Raw genomic sequence first — 21,480 nt, forward strand, 5'->3', positions numbered from 1 at the left:
CGCCGATACAGCCGGCATGCGGCCGGCCACCTCGGGGACCGTCGCAGCGGCCTGCATCGTGCACACGCTGCACGAGACCGGACTGCGACGCAATCCCGTCACCGCGATCGACAAGCGTCCCGTGGACGGTCCGGTGCACGTCGGCGAACTCGGACTGGCCGGCGACCGCCAGTGCGACACCGCCAACCACGGCGGTCGTTTCAAAGCCGTCTACGCCTTCTCGCAGGCCGAGTCGCGGCGCTGGGGCACCGAACTCGACCGCGAACTGCCCATCGGCTGGTTCGGCGAGAATCTGCACGTCGCCGGGTTCTCCCCCACCGACGCCGTCATCGGTGAGCGGTGGCGTGTCGGTGGGGGCGGTCTGCTCCTCGAGGTGACCGGGCCGCGCACGCCCTGCCGCACCTTCGCGATCCGTTCGCACGAGGGCGACTGGGCCACGCGGTTCACCGCCCGGGGCGACTGCGGCGCGTACCTGAAGGTGATCGTCGAGGGACCGGTGGGTGCGGGCGATCGGATCGTCGTCGAGCACGTCCCCTCCCACGGAGCGACGGTGCGCGATCTGTTCACCGGGCGGGGCCACGAGCGGGTCGCCGCGATGCTCGAGCAGCAGTCCGGTCTCGCTCCGAGCGTCGTCGCCAAGGCCCGGCGCCTCGCGGGACGACCACAGAAGGGTTCCGTGGGTCGGTCACGGAAGGGAGAGGCCCGTTGAGCGTCGAACTGGTCGAGGTGGTGCGTTCGGGTTTCCGGGAATGCGTCCACCGCGGGTCGCTGATCGTCCTGGACCCGGACGGCGAAGTGCTCGTCTCGGTGGGCGAGGTACACACGCCGATCTATCCGCGGTCGTCGAACAAACCCCTGCAGGCGGTCGCGCTGCTGCGCGCCGGCTTCGTTCCCCGCGACTCGGCGGAACTCGCGATCGCCACGGCCTCGCACGAAGGTGAGGCCGACCACGTGGAGGCCGTCGACCGGCTCCTGACCGGCGCGGGTTTCACCGAGAACGATCTCCGCTGCCCGACGGACCTGCCCGGCAACGAACTCGCCCGCGCCGAGGTGCTCGCCGCCGGAGGCACACCGCGGTCGATCTACATGAACTGCTCGGGCAAGCACGCGGCCATGCTCGCGGCGTGCACGGCGAACGGCTGGGACACCGACGGCTACACCGACAGCGGTCACCCGCTGCAGCAGTGGGTGACCGAGACGATCCTCGAGCTGACCGGCGACATCGAGGACACCGACCTCGGGATCGACGGCTGCGGACTGCCGATCGTGCCCGTCCCGCTGTTCAATCTGGCCCGCGCCTACTCGCGGCTGGCGACGGCGGAGGCCGGCACACCCGAACGCGCCGTGGCCGACGCGGTGCGCGAGCATCCGTTCCTCATCTCCGGCACCGGTAAGGACGACCTGAAGCTCATGCGTGCGGTGCGCGGCCTGCTGTGCAAGGCGGGCGCCGACGGAATCCACGCCGGTGCACTGCCGGACGGCACATCCTTCGCTTTCAAGATCGACGACGGGCACGAGCGGGCACGCCTCCCGCTCACCGCGGCCCTGCTCCACCGCCTCGGTTCGGGAACCGCCGCGGGCTCCGCGACCTTCGACTCCGAACGGCTGGCCATGCTCTCGTCCGCGCCGGTGTTCGGCGGCGGCGTGCGAGTCGGCACCGTCCGGGCCGTCCCGGGGGTGTTCTGAAGGGCATCTTTATCACATTTCACCAGCATTCATGCAGGTCGGGTCGTTATGAGGCGTAACGGACACCGGCCCAGCCGGGTGTGTGGAGGCGCAACCGAACTTTCCACGCTAAAGTGGGCGTCAGGAAAATACTCAACACACCGGGGCCGCCACTTTTCCCCAGGCCGCCCCGTCAAAGCGCGAGGGGGTTGGCCATGGGCCGCGGCCGGGCTAAGGCAAAGCAGACCAAGGTTGCACGGCAACTCAAGTACAGCTCGCCGTCCACCGACTTCGAGAGCCTCCAGCGAGAGCTGTCTGGCGGAGCAACCAACTCGCAGCGGGACGAAGTCTTCGCCGAGCAACGTTCCGGATGGGACGACGACTACGACGACGACTGGCGTCGCTGACCTGAATCACTCTCCGACGGAGGGGGAGGCCGATCTTTCGGCTCCCCCTCCGTCGGTGTGGTCGGCATTCGACGCGAGGCCGGGCGGCGCTCGTTTCCGTCCTCGGCCTTCGAGTCTGTGACTTCCGAGTTCACGACACGGCAGTAACCGAAAGGCCGGTCTCCCAGTTTTCCTGGGGGAACCGGCCTTTCGTCGTGTTCGCGTGGGGCGACGCGTGCGCCTGTCAGAAGCGCGGATGATCTCCGAGCAGCACCGCGCGCTCGTCGGCGCCGTCCTGCGCCTTGCGGACCGTGCCCAGCGTCCAGCAGTCGATGTGCCGGGCGGTGAGCACCGCCAGAGCGCGATCGACATCCTCGGGGGCCACGATGGCCACCATGCCGACGCCCATGTTGAAGGTCTTCTCCATCTCGGCCCGCTCGACCCGTCCGCGCTGCGCGATGAGGCCGAAGACCGGAGCGGGGCTCCAGGTGGTGCGGTCGAGTTCGGCCACGAGCCCCTTGGGCATCACACGCGCGAGGTTCGCGGCGAGTCCGCCACCGGTGACGTGGCAGAAGGTGCGCACCTCGGTCTCGGCGGCGAGCGCGAGGCAGTCCTTGGCGTAGATGCGGGTGGGCTCGAGCAGTTCCTCACCGAGGGTGCGACCGAACTCGTCGACGTGCGCCGTCAGGCTCATCTTGCCGATGTCGAGCAGGACCTTGCGGGCGAGCGAGTAACCGTTCGAATGCAGACCCGAAGCGCCCATCGCGATCACGACGTCGCCGGGGCGCACACGGTCGGGTCCGAGGAGCTTCTCGGCCTCGACGACACCCACGCCGGTCGCGGACAGGTCGTAGTCGTCGGCGGCCATCACGCCCGGGTGCTCGGCGGTCTCGCCACCGAGCAGCGCGCATCCGGCCTGGACGCATCCCTCGGCGATACCCGCGACGATCTCCGCGACGCGCTCGGGCACGACGCGACCGACCGCGATGTAGTCCTGCAGGAAGAGCGGCTCGGCACCGCAGACCACGAGGTCGTCGACGACCATCGCGACGAGGTCGAGACCGACCGTGTCGTGCTTGTCGAGTGCCTGCGCCACCGCAAGCTTGGTGCCGACGCCGTCGGTGGACGCCGCGAGCAGCGGCTCCTTGTATCCGCCCTTGAGGGCGAACAGACCGGCGAACCCACCCAGGCCGCCCATGACCTCCGGGCGGGTGGCCTTCTTCGCGTGCGGGGCGAACAGTTCGACGGCTCGGTCACCGGCCTCGATGTCCACGCCCGCCGCGGCGTAGGAAGCTCCGGGGGTTGCGTCCTCGGTCATGAGTTGTCGGCTCCAGCCTCGAGTTGTGTCTTGTCGTGAAAAATCTGGCTACGCGCGGGCCGGGTACCTGCGTCCGGGCATGCGAAACGCACGCCGAACCGGGCCGACCGCGGCACTTACGGTACCCGACCAGCTTCTACGGCCGACTGAGAACGTCCGCGTTGTCGTTGTCCAACACGGTCGGAGTGACCGAATCGGTGTCGACGACGCCGAAGGCGTCCTTGCCCGCCCGGTGTTCGGTGGGAAGGGCGATCGGGTAGTGACCGTCGAAACATGCAGCGCACAAACGGGATGCGGGCTGCTCGGTGGCACCGATCATGCCGTCGATCGAGATGTAGCCGAGCGAATCGGACCCGATCGACCGGCGCACCATCTCGACCATCTCGTCGTAGTCGTGCCCCTCCTCGACGCTGTCGCGGGTGCCTGCGCCGTTGGCGATCAGCTCGGCCGGCGACGCGAAGTCGATGCCGTAGAAACACGGCCACTTGACGGGCGGCGACGCGATGCGCACGTGGATCTCGAGGGCACCGGCCTCGCGCAGCATCCGGATCAGGGCGCGCTGCGTGTTGCCGCGCACGATCGAGTCGTCGACCACGACGAGCCGCTTACCGCGGATCACTTCGCGCAGCGGGTTGAGCTTGAGCCGGATACCGAGCTGCCGGATGGTCTGGCTGGGCTGGATGAAGGTGCGTCCCACGTAGGCGTTCTTCATCAGGCCCTGCCCGTACGGGAGTCCCGAACCCTGCGCGTACCCGACGGCGGCCGGGGTGCCCGACTCGGGCACCGGGATGACCAGATCGGCGTCGATCGGATGTTCCTTCGCGAGCCGGCGTCCGATCTCCACGCGGGTCGCGTGCACGGAGCGACCGGCGATGGTCGAGTCGGGGCGCGCGAGGTAGACGTACTCGAAGACACAGCCCTTGGGCTCGGGGTTGGCGAAGCGCGACGAGCGCACACCGTTCGCGTCGATCGCGAGCAGCTCGCCGGGTTCGATGTCGCGGACGAAGGACGCGCCGACGATGTCGAGAGCGGCGGTCTCGCTGGCGACGACCCAGCCGCGGTCGAGCCGTCCGAGGCACAGCGGGCGGATGCCCCACGGGTCGCGGGCCGCGTAGAGGGTGTGCTCGTCCATGAAGGTCAGGCAGAACGCGCCGCGCAGCTGCGGGAGCAGCTCCATCGCGGCCTCTTCGATCGTGCTGTTCTTCGCGCCGTGGGCGAGCAGCGCACCGACGGTGTCGGAGTCCGAATTCGCCGCGCCGGGCCGCGTGGGATCGAGCACACCGAGGCGGCGTCCGCGTTCGGCGAGTTCGGCGGTGTTGACGAGGTTGCCGTTGTGGCCGAGCGCGACGCCCGAGCCGGAGGCGGTGGTGCGGAAGATCGGCTGCGCGTTCTCCCAGGTCGTGGACCCGGTGGTGGAGTAGCGGCAGTGACCGATGGCGATGTGCCCGGTCATCGCGGCGAGCGTCTGCTCGTCGAAGACCTGGCTGACGAGTCCGAGGTCCTTGAACACGAGCACCTGCGAACCGTCGGCCACGGCGATGCCCGCGGCTTCCTGTCCGCGGTGCTGCAGCGCATAGAGACCGTAATAAGTGAGCTTGGACACGTCCTCGCCGGGAGCCCACACTCCGAACACTCCGCACTCTTCGCGGGGTTCGTTCTCGGGTTCGGTGGAGGCGAGAAGATTACGTGTGTGGACCGACAGATCGGCACTGGTCACGGACGTGCTCCCTGAGGCTGGACAAGCGGGGCTCCCCCCATTCTACGGCCCGCGGGAGGTGCTCCTCCCCACACACCCGTTGTGCACCCCGCCGGACGTCAGAGTCGGGCGATCGGGAGCAGCCGGCCGATCTCCGCGGCGCGCCCACCCGATGCCTCCACCGCCCCCGAGGTCACGGCCCCGTCGAAATCGATGCTGCCGACCACCAGGCGCAGCCACGTGCGCGGATCGGTCTCCACGACGTTCGGCGGTGTTCCCCGCGTGTGGCGGGGGCCTTCGATGCACTGGACGGCCACGAACGGCGGCACCCGCACCTCCACGCTCGATCCGGGCGCGAGTTGCTCGAGGGTGCGGGCACTGAGCCGCACCGCGGCGGCGAGGTCGGGTCGCGGCGGCTTCTCGTCGCGCTCCCCCGTCACCCACGGACCGACCCGCTCGAGGGCGGTGCGCAGCTCGGCGGGGTCGACGGGTCTCCGTGGTGCCATATCGCCGCAGCCTAACGACCCGCGTCGCGCTCGGAGGTTTCCGGACGGGTCGCGACACCCACCGCGACGGCGCCACCGGCATTGATCGCCAGGTGCAGGAGCATCGGGGCGAGGACGCTGCCCGTCCGTCGTCGTAGTTCGTCGAACACCACACCGCTCGAGGCAGTGAGCACGACGGTTCCGGGAACGGAGTCCCCGGCGTGACGGGCGGGCACGACGTGCCAGAGCCCGAAGGCGACGGCCGTGAGCACCCGGTCCCGGCGTCGCGACGCCCGGCGCGCCAGCGCGTACAGCACCGAACGGAACATCAGCTCCTCGGCCAGGACCGTCCCGAAGGGAATGTGCACGAACACCCACTCGGTGTGGTCGGCGCGACGCGCTCCCGCCGCCATCCGTCGTCGCACGGGCGGGACGGCGAGCATCACGGCGTAGGCCGCGACCGGCACCACCGCCGATGCCGTCCCCCACAGCACTCCCCTGCCCGTACGGCGCCAGCCGAGCTCGGCTGCGGAGACACCGGCCGCGCGGGTCGCCGCGGCGAGCGCGAGTCCGAACCCGGCGTTCGCCGCGGCTCTCCCCCGCGGACCGAGATCCACCGCCGGAAGGACGAGGTTGTTCCACGCGACCAGCACGGCAGCGCATCCCGCAGCGAGGAATCCCCCAGTGGGCCGCGCGCTCACTTCTCGGGCCCGTCGTGATCGGCGAACGCCTCGAGGGCGATGCGTACCCGTTCGGTGTCGTTCTCGGTCCAGCCCTCGGGCCGGGTGACCGCGATCCATCCCTCGAGCACCGCCGACCCGTAGTTGTGGCCGTGCCCGTCGGGCACGCCGGCCGCGTTGGTGAGATCGGCGGAGACCTGCCAGAAGGTGACGAACGGGAACCACCGCATCTGCGGCAGCCGGTCGGGTCCGGGCGGCTCCGACAACCAGTCGGGGCGGGAGAACAACAGGTCGGGCGACCACCAGACGACAGGATCGGAGGCGTGCTGGATGTAGAGCACGCGCGGCGACAACCACGGTGTGTCCGGCTCGTGGATCGCCTCCCGGCTGTCGGCGAAACGCACGACGAGACCGTCCGCGTACACCGGCTGCACCTCGGTCGTCCCGGGATCGCGGCGCTCGACGAGCTGCCGCCACAGGCGGTTGGAGTTGGGCGGGCCCACCCACAGCACCCCGTCCATCCGGGCGCGGATCTCGGCGAGACTGTCGAAGGCACCCTCCCCGGACTGCGTCCCGAGACTCTCGCCGTAGAGGAACAGGTCGGGGCGATCGTCCTCCGGCAGCTGCGACCAGCGTTCGTACACCCGGTCGACCAGCATCTCGCCTGCGGCAGCCGCCTTCTCGCGGTCGGCGAGGAACGAGATCCAGCTCGGGAGGTACGAATACTGCCAGGCCACCATGGCCAGGTCGCCGTTGTGGACGAGTTCCATCGCGCGGGCCGCCGTGGGGTTGACCCAGCCGGTGCCGGTGGTGGGGATCAGGACGAGCGTCGACCGCTCGAAGGCGCCGGTCCGCTCGAGTTCGTCGAGGACGAGATCGATGCGCTCTTCCGGCGTGGGGGCGGTGTCGAGACCGACGTACACCCGGATCGGTTCCAGGGCGGGACGGCCGTTGACCGCGGCCAGTTCCTCCGCATCCAGGCCTCGTGCGACGAAGTTGCGGCCCTCGAATCCGAGGGTCTCCCAGGGCGCGAGGGATTCGGGGCTGCCGGACTTGGCGGGCTCGACCGGCTGGACGGCGCCGGGACGGGTGGTGTCGTCCTGCAGACCGAAAGCCTGATTGACGACGGCATAGGTGCCGCGGATGAGTACACCGTCGATGAGCATGAAGGTGGCGAGCACCACGACGAGCACGCCCAGTGTGCGAGCGAGACCGAGCGGCATCCCCGTGCGACGGCTCAGCTGGGCGGATATCCAGCGCCCGATGTCGCGTAGCCCCCGCCACAGGGCGATGAGGGCAGCGGCGACGGCCAGGCTCAACAGGATGGTGCGCAGATATCCGCTCGTGGTGCTGCCCTCTGCCCCCATCAACGCCGCGAGCTGGCGTTGCTCACCGGCGGACAGGACGAGCGCGACGAGTGACGCGAGGACGGCGGCGACCGGAACCGCGACCTTGATCGCGCGCAGCACCGGGAGCGGTGGCGGCCACCACCGCCGCCCGGGGAGCACGAACCGCGCCACGGCCCAGCCGACGACGCACCCGACGCCGTAACCGATCGCGGCGTTGATGCCGCCGATGAGGCCCTGGAAGAGCCAGTCGCGCGGAAGCAGCGAGGGTGTCAGCGACCAGCAGAAGAACAGTGCGGCGAACGCGATACCGGTGAAATCCAGGCCCAGCCACCCCCACACCCGGGCGGTGAGGGGGTGGCGATCACCGAAGTCGGTGACCGCGGCGATGATCCGGCCCTGCCGGGCCTCGAACGCCGCCAGCCGATCGACCCGGATGGCCGGCACGGTTATCCGAACAGAGCAGGCAGGGTCCCTTCCCACACCTCGCGCAGCTCGGTCATGGGGATCGAGAACAGGCCCTGGACCTCGACGGAGTCGGATCCCTCGTCGACGACACCGATGCGCACCCACGGCATGTTGCGCGCGGTGCACATGCCCGTGAAGCGAGACTCCTCGGTGCGCGGCACGGCCACGAGCACACGACCGGCCGACTCGGAGAACAGCGTCACGAACGGATCGGCACCCTCCGGAAGCAGCACGCGGCAGCCGGTCTCGCCCGCCAGCGCGGCCTCGACGACGGCCTGCGCGAGACCACCCTCGGACAGATCGTGCGCGGCCGAGATCAGGCCGTCGCGCGAACCGGCGGTGAGGATCTCCGACAACAGCCGTTCACGATCGAGGTCGACCTGCGGCGGAACGCCACCGAGGTGGTCGTGCTCGACCTGCGCCCAGATCGATCCGTCGAACTCGTCGCGGGTCTCACCGAGCAGGATCAACGTCTCGCCCGGTTCGAGGCCGATGCCGGTGGGGATGCGGCGGTGCACATCGTCGATCACGCCGAGCACCGCGACGACCGGGGTCGGCAGGATCGCGGTGGCACCGGTCTGGTTGTAGAAGCTGACGTTGCCGCCGGTGACGGGAATGCCGAGCTTCGCGCAGCCGTCGGCGAGGCCGCGCACGGCCTGCTGGAACTGCCACATCACGCCCGGATCCTCGGGCGAACCGAAGTTCAGGCAGTTCGAGACGGCCTTCGGCGTCGCGCCGGTGACGGCAACGTTGCGGTAGGCCTCGGCGAGGGCGAGCTGGGCGCCCGCGTACGGATCGAGCTGGGTGTAGCGGCCCGAGGCGTCGGTGGCGAGCGCGATGCCGCGTCCGGTCTCCTCGTCGATGCGGACCACACCGCTGTCGGCGTTCTCGGCGAGCACGGTGTTGCCGCGCACGTAACGGTCGTACTGCTCGGTGATCCACTTGCGGCTGCACAGCGCCGGCGACGCCAGCATCTTCAGCAGCGTCTCACGCAGTTCGTCGGTGGTCTCGGGTCGCTTCAGGCCGGCCGTGGTGTTCGCGACCAGCGCGTCCTGCGAGGACGGGCGTTCGATGGGACGCTCGTAGACCGGGCCCTCGTGAGCGACCGTGCGCGGCGGCACGTCGACGACGGTCTCGCCGTGCCAGTCGATGACGAGACGCTCGCCGTCGGTGACCTCCCCGATGACGGTCGCCAGGACGTCCCACTTCTTGCAGACGGCCATGAAGGCGTCGACGTTGTCGGGCGTGACGACCGCGCACATGCGTTCCTGCGACTCCGAGGACAGCACCTCGGCCGGGGTCATGCCCTTCGCGCGCGTCGGGACACGCTCGAGGTTGATGTGCATACCGCCGTCGCCGGCGGCGGCGAGCTCGGAGGTCGCGCAGGACAGTCCGGCACCGCCGAGATCCTGGATGCCGACGACGAGCTTCTCGCGGTAGAGGTCGAGGCAGCACTCGATGAGCACCTTCTCGGTGAAGGGATCGCCCACCTGCACGCTCGGCAGCTTCTTGGGTCGGCCGCCGTCGCTGTCGTCGAACGTCTCGGATGCGAGGACGGAGACACCGCCGATGCCGTCGAGACCGGTGCGAGCACCGAACAGGATGACCTTGTTGCCGGTACCCGAGGCGTGGGCCAGGTGCAGGTCCTCCACGCGCATCGCTCCGGCGCACAGCGCGTTGACGAGCGGGTTGCCCTGATAGGAGGCGTCGAAAACGGTCTCGCCACCGACGTTGGGCAGGCCGAGCGAGTTGCCGTAGCCACCGACACCGCGTACGACACCGTCGACGACGCGACGGGTGTCGGGGTGATCGGCGGCACCGAAGCGCAGCTGGTCCATCACGGCGATCGGGCGGGCACCCATGGCCATGATGTCGCGGACGATGCCGCCCACGCCGGTCGCGGCGCCCTGGTACGGCTCGATGTACGAGGGGTGGTTGTGCGACTCGACCTTGAAGGTGACGGCCCAGCCGTCGCCGATGTCGACGACACCGGCGTTCTCACCGATACCGGCGAGCATCGACTCGCGCATCTCGTCGGTGGTGGTCTCGCCGAAGTAGCGCAGGTGCACCTTCGACGACTTGTACGAGCAGTGCTCGGACCACATCACCGAGTACATGGCGAGCTCGGCGTCGGTGGGGCGCCGGCCCAGGATCTCCTTGATCCGGGTGTACTCGTCTTCCTTCAGACCCAGCTCCCGATAGGGCTGAGCGGCGTCGGGGGTTTCGGCGGCGTGGGAGACGGTATCCACGTGCGGTGACACTGGGCGTCGGGTCCCTTCACTCTGGGATCGAAAACGGCAGGCCGGGCGGGAACTGCCGCGGACCAGTCTATCGGTGTGCAGGGGCGACGGGGTTCACCGGTGCGGGCACGAGCTCCGAGGGTGTGACGGTCACCTCGGTGCCCAGCGCATCGAGGGTGACGGTGCCCGAGTGTTCGCCGTCGAATCGGTACCACCCGTCGACGAGGGTGAAGGTGGCGAGCACGGGCGGCCCGCCGAGATCGACGATCCAGTACTGCGGGACTCCGGCCTCCGCATATTCGGAGAACTTCGTGACCCGGTCGGTGCGGGCCGTGCCGTCGACGGTGACCTCCACGACCAGCTTCACCTCGGCGATCGGGGCCCGATCGGGGTCGGCGTCGACGAGGGACCGTCCCACGACGATCACATCGGGGCACCGCACCGTCAGCGGGTTCTCCGCGACCAGCACCTCGACGCCTCCGATCGCAGACCATTCGTCGGGCAGCTTCTCGTCGAGGAGCAAGGCCAGGGTCACCGCGGCGTGATCGTGTGCTGTTCCCGGCCGGGGCGCAGCGATCAGCACGCCTTCGCACACCTCGACGTGGTGCCCGTCGGATTCGGGCAGGGCCGACCACTCGTCGAGGGACAGCAGCCGATCGGGATAGGACGGGACGTTCATTGCATTCCCCCGTTCTCGCCGATCGGACACGACCGTCTTCAGTGTGTCACCGGTGGGCGTGGCGGGGTGGGCGAACGCGGTCACGACGCGGGGGTCAGGAAAGCGGTCAGGGCCTGCGCGTAGCTCGTCACGTCGTCCGCGCCCATGAACTCGCGCGCCGAGTGCATGGCGAGTTGCGGGGCGCCGACGTCGACGGTCGTGATGCCGGTCCGCGACGCGGTGATGGGGCCGATCGTGGAACCGCACGGCAGGTCGGCGCGGTGCACGTACCGCTGCAGCGGAACCCCGGCCTGCTCACAGGCCAGCGCGAAGGCGCCGGCGCCGGTCGCGTCGCTCGCGTAGCGCAGGTTCTGGTTCACCTTCAGGACCGGTCCGCCGTTCACCGCGATCCGGTGGGCGGGTTCGTGTCGCTCGGGATAGTTGGGGTGCGTGGCGTGCGCCATGTCGCCCGACGCGACGATCGAGCCGGCGCGGGCACGCAGGAACTCCTCGCGTCCGCCGCCCCGGAGCAGGACGATCCGCTCGAGGACGGTGTTGAGCAGTTCCGAGAAGGCGCCGCGGTCGGACATGCTGCCGACCTCCTCGTGGTCGAACAGAGCGAGGAGCGGCATCGGGCCGCCGTGCGCGGCGACGTGGTCTGCGGCGTCGAGCAGCGCGTGCAGTCCGGCATAGCAGGTGCCCTGGTTGTCGAGGCGCGGTGCGCTGACCAGATCGCGGCCCGGTCCGACGACCGCGCTCGGAGCGAGGTCGTGGGTCATCAGCTCCCAGCCCAGCACCGCGCCCGGGTCGATACCGTGCTGCTCGGCGACCCACGCGATGAACGAGCGCGGTTCGGTGCCGACTCCCCAGACGCCGTCGACGTGACGCTGCGGGTCGAGGTGCACGCCCTTGCGGTCCTCGGACAGGTGGATGGCGAGCTGCGGAACCCGCAGGACCGGCGCGTCGACGCGGACGAGAACGTCCTCGGTGGTCTCACCCGAGCGCACGGTGAAGCGGCCGGAGATCCCGAGGTCGCGGTCGAGCCACGAGTTGAGCCACGCACCGCCGTACGGTTCGAGACCCACGAGCCGCCAGCCAGCCGACGTGAGGTCGGGATGCTGCTTGACGCGCAGATTGGGGCTGTCGGTGTGCCCGCCGACGATGCGGAAGGGCGCGGCCGGATCGTCGGCGACACCCTCGGTGCTCCACGCGAGCAGCGACCCGCCCCGCACCAGGAAGAAGCGTCCCGGTTCGGAGGGCCAGGCCTGCTGCTCGTGCAGTTCGACGAATCCCGCCTCGCTCAGCGCCGCGGCGACGGTGGCGCAGACGTGGAAGGGCGACGGCGACAGGTCGACGAAATTACAGAGACCCCGAGCATCGGCACGCGTGGAAGACATGACTGCATCTTCGCATCACGGACAGGCTCAGTGCCCTCCGGCGACACAGAACAGGTTGCCCTCCGGGTCGGCGAGCGTCACCCATCGGAAGTCGTCGCCCATGTCCTCTCGGTGGACCTCCTTCGCGCCGGCCTGCACGAAGCGCTCGACCTCGGCGTCGAGGTCGGGGGCCGTGAGATCGAGGTGCACGCGGTTCTTCCCCGGTGTCGGATCGGACACCTTCTGGAAACCCAGCCTGATGCCTTGCGGCAGGGCGACGATGAAGAACCAGCCGTCGTTCTCCTCCTCGATACGCCCGTCCGTGCGCTCGGCCCACCATCTCGCGAGCGGACCCGGATCGGACGTGTCGAAGGTGATCATTGCGATGGTCGCTGTCATGACGCGACGGTACCGCCGGGGACCGACAGGTGATATCCGTCGAGGAACGGGCCGATTTGGGTAGTCCTACTCAGGACATACCGACCTGGCTCGGGCAAACTGATCCGCGATGTCGCGCATGGGGGATGACGACGACATCGCGCCCGGGACTTGATCGGGGGGTCGAGCTCCGGGGTTGTAGGGACGAGGGATTCCGCAGCCGATCGGGACGGTCGCGGGGTCCCTCGTTCCGTCTCTCCGGTTCCGGGACTTCAGGTTCGGAGGATCACGCGAAACCCCTGGAACGAGCGAAGTCCCCACCGGACCCGGGGGGTCGATGGGGACTTCGCCGGAAGCTCCGGTCAGGCGATCACGCGTTGACGACCGCGTCCAGCACGCTGTAGAACATGCCGAGTCCGTCGTCGCTGGGGCCGGTGAGCGCCTCGGTGGCGTGCTCGGGGTGCGGCATGAGACCGACGACCCGGCCGTTCGCCGACGAGATGCCGGCGATGCCGCGCTGCGAACCGTTCGGGTTGTCGCCCGCGAAGCGGAACACCACGCGACCTTCACCCTCGAGCTCGTCGAGCACCTTCTCCGGTGCCTGGTAGCGGCCTTCACCCGACTTGAGCGGGATGAGGATCTCGGCGCCGGCCTCGTAGCGCGAGGTCCACGCGGTGGTGTTCGACTCGACCTTCAGCCACTCGTCGCGGCAGACGAAGTGCAGACCGGCGTTGCGGGTGAGCGCGCCCGGCAGCAGACCCGCCTCGCACAGCACCTGGAAGCCGTTGCAGATGCCGAGGACGGGCATGCCCTTCTGCGCGGCCTCGACGACCTTGCCCATCACCGGCGCGAACCGTGCGATGGCACCGCAGCGCAGGTAGTCGCCGTAGGAGAAACCGCCGGGCACGATCACCGCGTCGACACCCTTGAGATCGGCGTCCCCGTGCCACAGGCTCACGGCCTCACCACCGGCGAGATTCACCGCACGGGAGGCGTCGACGTCGTCGAGCGTTCCCGGGAAGGTGATGACTCCGATGCGTGCGCTCATGCGTCACCGTCGATCCGCCGGATGGCCCAGTCCTCGATCACCGTGTTGGCGAGCAACGACTCGGCGATCTTCTCGAGCTCCTCGTCGCCGACGCTGCCGTCGACCTCGAGCTCGAAACGCTTGCCCTGACGGACGTCGGTCACGCCCGCGAAGCCCAGCCGCGACAGCGCCCCGGTGATGGCCTGACCCTGGGGGTCGAGAATCTCGGCTTTGGGCATGACTTCGACGACGACACGCGCCACGTGCTGCTCCTCGGTAGTAGTGCTGGCGCCCGGGGACGGACACCGGACATCCAGCAGTTTACCGGCCGCGGCCACCGGGACGGGCATCGGCCGAGGTCCCCCTCGTACGAGACCTGTCACACCCGTTCAACGCCGCTCGGCAGCAACGAGTTCGCGCACGCGGGGCGGCGGAGGGCGGGAGGAGGCTACCGAAGCGGAGTTCCTGTCCGTAGCCGGTCGTCGGGCTCCTTCCGGCGGCATACTCGACGACATGCACCTGACCCATTTCGGCCACTCCTGCATCCTCGTCGAGCACCTCGGCGCGAAGCTCCTCTTCGACCCCGGAAATTTCTCCCACGGGTTCGAGGGCATCACCGGCCTCGACGCGATCCTCGTGACCCACCAGCATCCCGACCATGCCGATACCGGCCGGCTGCCCGCGCTCCTCGAGGCCAATCCCGGTGCGCAGCTGTTCTCCGACCCTCAGTCCGCGAGCCTGCTCGAGGGCGACTGGACCGCGGTGCGTCCCGGCGATTCGTTCTCCGTCGGATCGCTCACCGTGCGCGGCACCGGCGGACGGCACGCGGTGATCCACCCCGACCTGCCCGTCATCGACAACACGGCCTTCCTCGTCGGCGACGAGGAGAATCCGTCGCGGCTGCTGCACCCCGGCGACTCGCTGTACATCCCGCACGAGCGCGTGGACGTGCTGGCCCTGCCGTCGACCGCGCCGTGGCTCAAGATCTGGGAGGCGATCGACTACCTGCGCGCCGTGAATCCGCGGGTCGCGGTGCCGATCCACCAGGGCATCGTCAACGACAGCGGTCGCGGCGTCTTCTACGGCCGGTACAGCGAGATGGCGCCGGAGGGCACCGAGTTCCGCGTGCTGCCGCACGAGGACGGAGTCGAGGTCTGACGCTGCTCTGTTCCGACGAGGAGGTTCAGCGGGCGGCGGCGCGACCCGCCGCCCGCCCCGAGAAGATGCATCCGCCGAGGAAGGTGCCTTCGAGCGACCGGTAGCCGTGCACGCCGCCACCACCGAATCCGGCGACCTCACCGGCGGCGAAGAGCCCCTCGAAGACCGATCCGTCCGACCGCAGGACGCGCGACGACAGGTCGGTCTCGAGCCCGCCGAGCGTCTTGCGGGTGAGCAGGTGCAGCCTGACGGCGATGAGCGGCCCGGCCTTCGGGTCGAGGATCCGATGCGGTGCGGCGATGCGGACGACGCGGTCGGGTGCGTAGGCCCGTGCCGCGCGCACCGCCGCGACCTGCAGATCCTTCGTGTACTTGTTGTCCATCTCGCGGTCGCGGGCCTCGACCACCGAACGCACCTGCTCGTAGTCGAGCGGCGCCTCGGGGGTGAGTTCGTTCATGCCCGCGACGAGATCGGCGAGCGTGTCGCGGACGACGAAGTCGACGCCGTGCTGCTTGAAGGCCTCGACCGGTCCGGGTGCGCCCGCCTTGACGCGCTGCAGCAGCAGCCGGATGCTGCGTCCGGTGAGGTCGGGGTTCTGCTCGGAGCCGGAGAGCCCGAATTCCTTCTCGATGATCTTCTGGTCGAGCACGAACCAGGTGTGGTCGTGGCCGGTGCTCACGATGTGCTCGAGGGTGCCGAGCGTGTCGAAGCCCGGGAACAACGGCACCGGTAGCCGCTTGCCCGTGGCGTCGAGCCACAGCGAGGAGGGACCGGGGAGGATGCGGATGCCGTGACCGGGCCACACCGGGTCGTAGTTGGTGATGCCCTCGGTGTAGTGCCACATGCGGTCGCGGTTGACGATGTTGCCGCCGGCCTTTTCGGTGATCTCGAGCATCCGGCCGTCGACGTGCGCGGGCACGCCGCTGAGCATGTGCTTCGGCGGCTGCCCCATGCGCTTCGGCCAGTTCTTCTTCACGAGGTCGTAGTTCCCGCCGATGCCACCGGAGGTGACGATCACGGCTCCGGCGGAGAACTCGAAGTCTCCGACGACGGTGCGGGAGGACGCCACGCCGCGCGGCGCGTCGGTGGGCTCGAGGATCGCCCCGCGCACGCCGGTGGCAGCTCCGCCCGTGACGACGAGTTCGTCGACCCGGTGCCGGTGCTTCAGCGTCACGAGTCCGCGTTCGACGCCTTCGCGGAGCTTGCGCTCGAAGATCTCGACGAGACCCGGACCGGTGCCCCAGGTGATGTGGAACCGCGGGACCGAGTTGCCGTGCCCCGCAGCGTCGTACCCGCCGCGTTCGGCCCAGTTGACCATCGGGAAGATCTTCAGGCCGCGCTGCTTCAGCCAGGCGTGCTTCTCCCCGGCCGCGAATTCGACGTAGGCCTGGGCCCACCGCCGCGGCCACCGGTCCTCGACCTCGCGGTCGAAGCCGGCCGTGCCCATCCAGTCCTGCAGGGCGAGCTCGTAGGAATCCTTGATCCCGAGCCGCCGCTGTTCGGGACTGTCGACGAAGAACAGACCACCGAACGACCAGAAGGCCTGTCCGCCCACATTGTTCGAGTTCTCCTGATCGACCAGGAGAACCGTACGGCCGGCGTCGACGAGTTCGCCCACCGCTACGAGTCCCGCGAGTCCCGCCCCCACCACGATCACGTCAGCGTCCATGGCCGCAAACACTACCGAGCGAATGCGGCGACCGGGAGGCCCCGCGAGGCGGCCGGGATCACGCCGCGGTGATCCCCGTGGGACGCCGCGGCCGGCTGTAGACGGCCGGTTCCGCACCGTGACGCAGTGCGATGTCCACGGCGGCGAGGATCGCCTGCCGGGGTCCGGGCTCGGCGAGCCGAGGAGCCGCGATCGCCAACCGGAGCAACTCGCCCCGCCGTGCCACCCGCGACGCGCCGATCACCATTGCCCGGCACCACCACGGCTCCGACTTCGCACCGTCGCCGATGCCGTACACCCGCGACTTCGTCACGGTGCCTGCCGCGAGATCACGGATCCCCGCGATGTCCGCCATCACCCGGAATCCGACCTGCGGAAGTGCGGCCACCGCTCCGGGCGACGCGAGCCAGCGCGGAGGTGCGAACAGCCGCGTGCGGAGTCCCGTCTCCTCGAGCACGCGGTCGGCCGCGAGCAGGCGCAAGCGCGCCTCGTGTTCGGGCAGTACGGCGAACTCGGCGCGACGACGCTTCGTCGCCGCCTGGTCGTATCCGTGCAGCACGATCGCGTCACCACCCTCACGCCGCTCGAGAAGCCACTCCTGCGTCGCCGGATCGCGGACGAGACGGTAGTGGTCCTTCAGGCGTGGTGCGACGAGCAGCGACAACGGCACGCCACGCGCGTCCATCTCCCGGGCGAATCCGTCCACGACATCGCGTGTGACGTCCCGGATCCCCGAGACCGACACGATCATCCGTCCGTTCATGACGCAGAGCCTGCTCCATGCAGGTGAACAGACACCCGGCCTTCCGGGGAAGTCCCGGTGAAAACCCGGCCGTACCGGCTCCCATCCCGCTGATCGGGACTGTGTCGACGGACACAATCGACCGGACATAACGTCCGGGCGTGGCAGTCCCGAATCAGACCTATACCCGCCTCCTCTCGCCCGGCACCATCGGACCCATCACCCTCGACAACCGGGTGGTGATGCCCGCCATGGACATGAACCTCTGCGAGGACGGTGAGATCGAGCAGGGCGACATCGATCATTTCGTCGCCCGCGCGGCCGGGGGTACCGGCCTGATCGTCACCGGCTGCTGCGCGGTCGCCTATCCGGCCGGCTGCACCAGCACCAAGGAACCCGGATTGTCGGAGGACCGTTTCATCCCCGGTCTCCGTGCTCTCGCAGACGCCGTTCACGAAGCCGGCAGCAAACTGTGTGTCCAGATGGTGCACCACGGCAAGGTCGCACGCATCGACACCCTGCAGGGCCGGCCGCAGCTCGTGCCGAGCATTCCGAAGCCACCGAGCGACATGAGCGCGATGGCCGACTGCACGCCCGAGGAACTGCAGCGTATGGCCGCCATCCAGAGCGGAAAGCCGGCCACCTACAACGAGGCCACGGAGAGCGACATCGAGTGGCTCGTCCGGATGTTCGCCGAAGCCGCCGGCCGGGTCGCGGCCGCCGGAGCGGACGCCGTGGAGATCCACGCCGCGCACAACTACGTCCTCGGTGCCTTCCTCAGCCGCTACACGAACCAGCGCACCGACGAGTACGGCGGGTCGCTGGAGAACCGGGCCCGGCTGACCTGCGAGGTGATCCGCGCGGTCAAGGCAGCAGTCGGCGATCGTCTCGCCGTCATCGTGCGCCTCGCAGGGCAGGAATACGGGGAGACGGACGGTCTCACCGTCGAGGAATCCGCCGCTGCCGCCGCATTGTTCGAACAGGCCGGGGCCGACGCCATCCACATCACGGGCACCGCACTGAACGCGTTCGCGAACTTCACCGACGGCCCCCTGCCGGACAAGGTCGGCTACTACACCCACAACGCGGCGGTCGTCAAACGTGCGGTGTCCGTTCCGGTCATCACCGTCGGCCGCATGCTGCCGGAGGTCGGCGAGCAGATGATCGCCGAGGGCGTCACCGATTTCGTCGCGATGGGCCGTCAGCTGCTGGCCGATCCCGCTGTCGTCGCCAAGCTGAGGGAGGGACGCAGCGAGCAGATCCGCCCGTGCATCAACTGCTATGTGTGCGTGCAGGAGAACTTCTGGGACGCCACGCCGATCTGCGCGGTCAATCCGGCGCTCGGCAACGAGACGCTCGTGCCGTTCGTCCGCAGCGCGACGCCGAAGCACGTCGTCGTGGTGGGTGCCGGGCCCGGTGGCCTCGAGACGGCGCGCGTCGCCACCGAGCGAGGACACCGCGTCACCGTCCTCGACAAGACCGACCGGCTCGGCGGGACCCTGTGGTTCTCGACCCTCACCACCCCCGACAACGAACGGCTGCTGAAATGGCTGACGGCCGAGGTCGCCCGCCTCGGCATCGACGTGCGACTCGGCACCGAGGCCACCGCCTCATCGATCCGTGCCCTGAATCCGGACGTGGTGGTCGTCGCGACGGGCGCCGTGCGGGAGCGTCCCACCGTGCCGGGCGGGGACCTGCCGCACGTGCACACAGGCGACAGCATGCGTGCGCTCATGACGGGCGCGGGCGACGTCTCCGGCCAGTCGCCCCTGCTGCGGATGATGGGCCGATTGGGCAAGCTCGCGGGTATCACCACGAGCCCCCGGAGGATCCGTGATCTGAGCCGGCGGTTCCTGCGTTTCCTGCCGATGGCGAAGGACGTCGTCGTGATCGGCGGGTCGCTCGTCGGCCTCGAACTGGCCGAGTTCATGGCCGAACGCGGCAGCCGGGTGACCCTGCTCGCCGAGGGGCAGCAGCTCGGGGTGCCGATGGCGATGCCGCGCCGGTGGACCGCCGTCAAGCACGCGCGTGAGGTGGGTCTCGAGGTGCACCGCAACGCGACTGTCGAGCGCATCACGCGGGAGACGGTGGAGTTCACCGTCGGCGGCGAGACGAAGTCGGTACGTGCCCGGATGGTCGTCGTCGCGTCCGGGGTGTCGGCGGCGGCACCGCTCGCCGAGGAGCTGGCCGGCTCGGGCGTCGACGTCCGGGTCGTCGGGGACGCCGGTCGGGTCGACTACATCGAGGGCGCCGTCCACAGTGCGTGGAAGGTCGCGACCGAGCTGTGAGAGCGGGTGACGGCCGGCTCGTGCACCCACGAGCCGGCCGTCGCCCGTCGGGTCAGGATTTCTGGTTATCCGGTCCCACGAACCTGTCGCGGTGCACCGCCTCTTCGAGCGGGCGACCCTTGCGCCACCCGAACCGTTCGAGGTCGGGCACCTCCTGGAGCCGGGTGACCGGCCCGACGCACAGCCACGCGATGGGACGCGCGGGCGCGCTCACTCCGACGAAGTCGGCGAGGAATTCCTCCTCGTAGAACGACACCCAGCCCACGCCGAGGCCCTCGGCGGTCGCGGCGAGCCACAGATTCTGGATCGCCAGGACGGCCGAGAAGAGACCGGACTCGTCGACGGTGTGCCGGCCGAGGATGTGCTTGCCGCCGCGTTCGGGGTCGTAGGTCACGACGATGCCGGTGCGGGACTCGATGATGCCTTCGATCTTGATGGGGTCGAAGGTGCTCTTCCGGTCCTCGGGAAGCGAGTCGGCGAACGCCTGCCGGCAACCGGCGACGTGCCCGGCGAACTCCTTCAGACGCTGTTCGTCCTGGACGACGACGAAGTCCCAGGGCTGGGTGTTGCCGACGCTGGGTGCATGGTGCGCCGCGGCCAGGACACGCCAGAGCACGTCCTCGGCGATCTGCTCACCGGCGAACTCTGCGCGCACGTCGCGGCGCATGCGGATGATGTCGTAGAGCGCCTCACGCGCTTCGGTCCCGAGCACGTCGATCAGGCCGGAAGGATCTCTTCGAGGGCGTCGAGGATCTCCGGCGCATCGGGTTCCGTGCGGGGACGGAAGCGCCCGGCGACCGTGCCGTCGGGGGCGATGAGGAACTTCTCGAAGTTCCACTGGATGTCGCCGGCTTCCCCGGAGGCGTCCGCGTGCTTCGTGAGCTCGGCATAGAGCGGATGGCGGTTCTCGCCGTTGACCTCGATCTTCTCGAGCAACGGGAAGGTCACCCCGTAGGTCGTGGAGCAGAACTCCTGGATCTCCTCCGGCGTGCCGGGTTCCTGCCCCATGAACTGGTTGCACGGCACTCCCACCACGAACAGTCCGCGGTCGCGGTACTCCTGCGCGAGCTTCTCGAGCGCCGTGTACTGCGGGGTCAGCCCGCATTTGGACGCGACGTTGACGACGAGAACCGCGTGGCCCTCGTATGCACCGAGACTTGTGGGTTCACCCGAGAGGGTGTCGATCGGGATGTCCTGGAGAGGCGTGGTCATGGTTCCAAACTAGCTTGTGCTCCATCACTCTCCCCAACAGCAGCGCTACGTCTTCTCCCCGGAAGTCTCCGGGCCCGCCGGACCCGCTTCCGGAACTGCTCGTCCCTCCCCCTCGCCGGGAACGGGAGCACCCGACGGGAACCCCTCTGCGATGTAGGACTCGTAGACCGGTCGCCATGCGGTCTCCGAATCGGTCGTCTGCGACGGCGGTGCGCCCGCCGGCACCGCGTCGAACTCGTCGAGGCAGACCGTCCAGCCCGCGGCGACCATCGCGGCGGTCTCCCGGTCGCCGAGGACGTTGACGAACACGAACAGACACCCCTGCGGAGTCGGGTTCAGCGTGAACCACAGTTCGTCGCCCTCCCACGTGTAGGCGAGGCTGCCGCGCGGCTCGCACGCCAGGACCGTGCCCTTCGTGGGCTCGGTGTCGGGATCGTCGGTGAAGGTGATCGTGCCGCCTTCGCGCAGTTCGATGTCGACGGCGGCGGGGAACCATCGCGAGAGTTCGGCCGGTTCGGTCACCGCGCTCCACAATCGTTCCTGCGGATACGGGTACTCCCGCTCGAAATGGAGGGCGGGACGTCCTCGGACATCGACGAATCGAGCTCGGTTCTTCACAGCGACCCCCGAAGTTGTGCGGCTGGAGAGCGAGGCGTGCTTCCTCCCGGAAGTATGCTCCTGGATCCGC

General features: G+C 69.3%; 21 protein-coding genes. 5 read left to right on the forward strand and 16 right to left on the reverse strand.

What is annotated here, in order from left to right; all coding sequences use genetic code 11:
- The first annotated feature begins 16 nt into the window (after window positions 1-16).
- The 3 genes from A8G18_RS15400 to A8G18_RS15410 all read left to right on the forward strand — a co-directional run bounded on the left by A8G18_RS15400 (window position 17) and on the right by A8G18_RS15410 (window position 2,072).
- A complete protein-coding gene (locus A8G18_RS15400; RefSeq protein ID WP_064064576.1) occupies window positions 17-709 on the forward strand; it encodes an MOSC domain-containing protein in 693 nt (230 codons plus the stop codon).
- A complete protein-coding gene (locus A8G18_RS15405) occupies window positions 706-1,686 on the forward strand; it encodes an asparaginase (RefSeq protein WP_064064555.1) in 981 nt (326 codons plus the stop codon). The genes A8G18_RS15400 and A8G18_RS15405 overlap by 4 nt, the downstream gene beginning before the upstream one ends.
- 194 nt (window positions 1,687-1,880) lie before the next feature.
- Window positions 1,881-2,072: a DUF3073 domain-containing protein gene (locus tag A8G18_RS15410; protein WP_006551813.1), complete on the forward strand. Its 192-nt coding sequence runs from the start codon at window positions 1,881-1,883 to the stop codon at window positions 2,070-2,072.
- 223 nt (window positions 2,073-2,295) lie between these two features.
- Here A8G18_RS15410 and purM read toward each other — a convergent pair whose 3' ends face one another.
- The 11 genes from purM to purS all read right to left on the reverse strand — a co-directional run bounded on the left by purM (window position 2,296) and on the right by purS (window position 13,986).
- The gene (purM, locus tag A8G18_RS15415) at window positions 2,296-3,369 is read right to left on the reverse strand and encodes a phosphoribosylformylglycinamidine cyclo-ligase (protein ID WP_016932860.1); all 1,074 of its coding nucleotides are present in this window, start codon (window positions 3,367-3,369) and stop codon (window positions 2,296-2,298) included.
- A gap of 136 nt (window positions 3,370-3,505) precedes the next feature.
- Window positions 3,506-5,086, reverse strand: coding sequence for an amidophosphoribosyltransferase (purF, locus tag A8G18_RS15420; protein WP_016932861.1), 1,581 nt, complete (start codon window positions 5,084-5,086; stop codon window positions 3,506-3,508).
- A gap of 98 nt (window positions 5,087-5,184) precedes the next feature.
- On the reverse strand, window positions 5,185-5,571 hold the full coding sequence (locus tag A8G18_RS15425; protein WP_064064556.1) for a sterol carrier family protein: 387 nt from the start codon (window positions 5,569-5,571) through the stop codon (window positions 5,185-5,187).
- An 11-nt stretch (window positions 5,572-5,582) separates the two neighbouring features.
- Window positions 5,583-6,251, reverse strand: coding sequence for a CPBP family intramembrane glutamic endopeptidase (locus tag A8G18_RS15430; protein WP_064064557.1), 669 nt, complete (start codon window positions 6,249-6,251; stop codon window positions 5,583-5,585).
- Window positions 6,248-8,023 (reverse strand): alpha/beta hydrolase, encoded by a 1,776-nt coding sequence (locus A8G18_RS15435; protein ID WP_064064558.1) that lies wholly within the window; start codon window positions 8,021-8,023, stop codon window positions 6,248-6,250. Before A8G18_RS15435 ends, A8G18_RS15430 begins: the two co-directional genes overlap by 4 nt.
- 2 nt (window positions 8,024-8,025) lie before the next feature.
- Window positions 8,026-10,305, reverse strand: a complete 2,280-nt coding sequence (gene purL, locus A8G18_RS15440) for a phosphoribosylformylglycinamidine synthase subunit PurL (RefSeq protein ID WP_064064559.1) — start codon at window positions 10,303-10,305, stop codon at window positions 8,026-8,028.
- A gap of 67 nt (window positions 10,306-10,372) precedes the next feature.
- Window positions 10,373-10,963: a Uma2 family endonuclease gene (locus A8G18_RS15445; protein WP_064064577.1), complete on the reverse strand. Its 591-nt coding sequence runs from the start codon at window positions 10,961-10,963 to the stop codon at window positions 10,373-10,375.
- Between the two features lie 80 nt (window positions 10,964-11,043).
- Window positions 11,044-12,339 (reverse strand): M18 family aminopeptidase, encoded by a 1,296-nt coding sequence (locus A8G18_RS15450; RefSeq protein ID WP_064064560.1) that lies wholly within the window; start codon window positions 12,337-12,339, stop codon window positions 11,044-11,046.
- Between the two features lie 27 nt (window positions 12,340-12,366).
- The gene (locus A8G18_RS15455) at window positions 12,367-12,717 is read right to left on the reverse strand and encodes a VOC family protein (protein ID WP_064064561.1); all 351 of its coding nucleotides are present in this window, start codon (window positions 12,715-12,717) and stop codon (window positions 12,367-12,369) included.
- Window positions 12,718-13,066: 349 nt separating this feature from the next.
- Window positions 13,067-13,744 (reverse strand): phosphoribosylformylglycinamidine synthase subunit PurQ, encoded by a 678-nt coding sequence (gene purQ / locus A8G18_RS15460; protein ID WP_064064562.1) that lies wholly within the window; start codon window positions 13,742-13,744, stop codon window positions 13,067-13,069.
- The gene (purS, locus tag A8G18_RS15465; protein WP_006551824.1) at window positions 13,741-13,986 is read right to left on the reverse strand and encodes a phosphoribosylformylglycinamidine synthase subunit PurS; all 246 of its coding nucleotides are present in this window, start codon (window positions 13,984-13,986) and stop codon (window positions 13,741-13,743) included. Before purS ends, purQ begins: the two co-directional genes overlap by 4 nt.
- Window positions 13,987-14,236: 250 nt before the next feature.
- Here purS and A8G18_RS15470 point away from each other — a divergent pair, with 250 nt between their 5' ends.
- Window positions 14,237-14,881, forward strand: a complete 645-nt coding sequence (locus A8G18_RS15470; RefSeq protein WP_016933641.1) for an MBL fold metallo-hydrolase — start codon at window positions 14,237-14,239, stop codon at window positions 14,879-14,881.
- Between the two features lie 25 nt (window positions 14,882-14,906).
- Here A8G18_RS15470 and A8G18_RS15475 read toward each other — a convergent pair whose 3' ends face one another.
- Both A8G18_RS15475 and A8G18_RS15480 read right to left on the reverse strand, forming a co-directional pair.
- On the reverse strand, window positions 14,907-16,550 hold the full coding sequence (locus A8G18_RS15475) for an FAD-binding dehydrogenase (RefSeq protein WP_064064563.1): 1,644 nt from the start codon (window positions 16,548-16,550) through the stop codon (window positions 14,907-14,909).
- A 58-nt stretch (window positions 16,551-16,608) separates the two neighbouring features.
- Complete coding sequence (locus A8G18_RS15480; RefSeq protein WP_026003176.1) at window positions 16,609-17,313, reverse strand: DUF2334 domain-containing protein; 705 nt, start codon at window positions 17,311-17,313, stop codon at window positions 16,609-16,611.
- Window positions 17,314-17,453: 140 nt separating this feature from the next.
- Here A8G18_RS15480 and A8G18_RS15485 point away from each other — a divergent pair, with 140 nt between their 5' ends.
- On the forward strand, window positions 17,454-19,580 hold the full coding sequence (locus tag A8G18_RS15485) for an oxidoreductase (protein ID WP_064064564.1): 2,127 nt from the start codon (window positions 17,454-17,456) through the stop codon (window positions 19,578-19,580).
- Window positions 19,581-19,632: 52 nt separating this feature from the next.
- Here the strand turns inward: A8G18_RS15485 and bluB are convergent, their stop codons facing one another.
- From bluB to A8G18_RS15500, 3 genes are read right to left on the reverse strand one after another with little or no spacing between them, the layout of a single operon-like run.
- Complete coding sequence (bluB, locus tag A8G18_RS15490) at window positions 19,633-20,292, reverse strand: 5,6-dimethylbenzimidazole synthase (RefSeq protein ID WP_115311538.1); 660 nt, start codon at window positions 20,290-20,292, stop codon at window positions 19,633-19,635.
- A 5-nt stretch (window positions 20,293-20,297) separates the two neighbouring features.
- Window positions 20,298-20,792 carry a glutathione peroxidase gene (locus A8G18_RS15495; RefSeq protein ID WP_016933636.1) on the reverse strand — a complete coding sequence of 165 codons (495 nt, stop codon included), beginning with the start codon at window positions 20,790-20,792 and terminating at the stop codon, window positions 20,298-20,300.
- Window positions 20,793-20,837: 45 nt separating this feature from the next.
- On the reverse strand, window positions 20,838-21,410 hold the full coding sequence (locus A8G18_RS15500; protein ID WP_064064565.1) for an SRPBCC family protein: 573 nt from the start codon (window positions 21,408-21,410) through the stop codon (window positions 20,838-20,840).
- Between the last annotated feature and the right edge of the window lie 70 nt (window positions 21,411-21,480).

It is taken from the genome of Rhodococcus gordoniae (genome assembly GCF_001646655.1).
Lineage (GTDB): Bacteria > Actinomycetota > Actinomycetes > Mycobacteriales > Mycobacteriaceae > Rhodococcus > Rhodococcus gordoniae.

Excerpts from the sequence above, each read along its gene's own strand:
- A8G18_RS15480 (WP_026003176.1), bottom strand. The coding sequence starts at position 17,313 with ATGAACGGACGGATGATCGTGTCGGTCTCGGGGATCCGGGACGTCACA.
- A8G18_RS15470 (WP_016933641.1), top strand. The coding sequence starts at position 14,237 with ATGCACCTGACCCATTTCGGCCACTCCTGCATCCTCGTCGAGCACCTC.
- A8G18_RS15425 (WP_064064556.1), bottom strand. The coding sequence starts at position 5,571 with ATGGCACCACGGAGACCCGTCGACCCCGCCGAGCTGCGCACCGCCCTC.
- purM (WP_016932860.1), bottom strand. The coding sequence starts at position 3,369 with ATGACCGAGGACGCAACCCCCGGAGCTTCCTACGCCGCGGCGGGCGTG.
- A8G18_RS15455 (WP_064064561.1), bottom strand. The coding sequence starts at position 12,717 with ATGACAGCGACCATCGCAATGATCACCTTCGACACGTCCGATCCGGGT.
- A8G18_RS15410 (WP_006551813.1), top strand. The coding sequence starts at position 1,881 with ATGGGCCGCGGCCGGGCTAAGGCAAAGCAGACCAAGGTTGCACGGCAA.
- purQ (WP_064064562.1), bottom strand. The coding sequence starts at position 13,744 with ATGAGCGCACGCATCGGAGTCATCACCTTCCCGGGAACGCTCGACGAC.
- A8G18_RS15445 (WP_064064577.1), bottom strand. The coding sequence starts at position 10,963 with ATGAACGTCCCGTCCTATCCCGATCGGCTGCTGTCCCTCGACGAGTGG.
- A8G18_RS15450 (WP_064064560.1), bottom strand. The coding sequence starts at position 12,339 with ATGTCTTCCACGCGTGCCGATGCTCGGGGTCTCTGTAATTTCGTCGAC.
- A8G18_RS15400 (WP_064064576.1), top strand. The coding sequence starts at position 17 with ATGCGGCCGGCCACCTCGGGGACCGTCGCAGCGGCCTGCATCGTGCAC.
- A8G18_RS15475 (WP_064064563.1), bottom strand. The coding sequence starts at position 16,550 with ATGGACGCTGACGTGATCGTGGTGGGGGCGGGACTCGCGGGACTCGTA.
- A8G18_RS15495 (WP_016933636.1), bottom strand. The coding sequence starts at position 20,792 with ATGACCACGCCTCTCCAGGACATCCCGATCGACACCCTCTCGGGTGAA.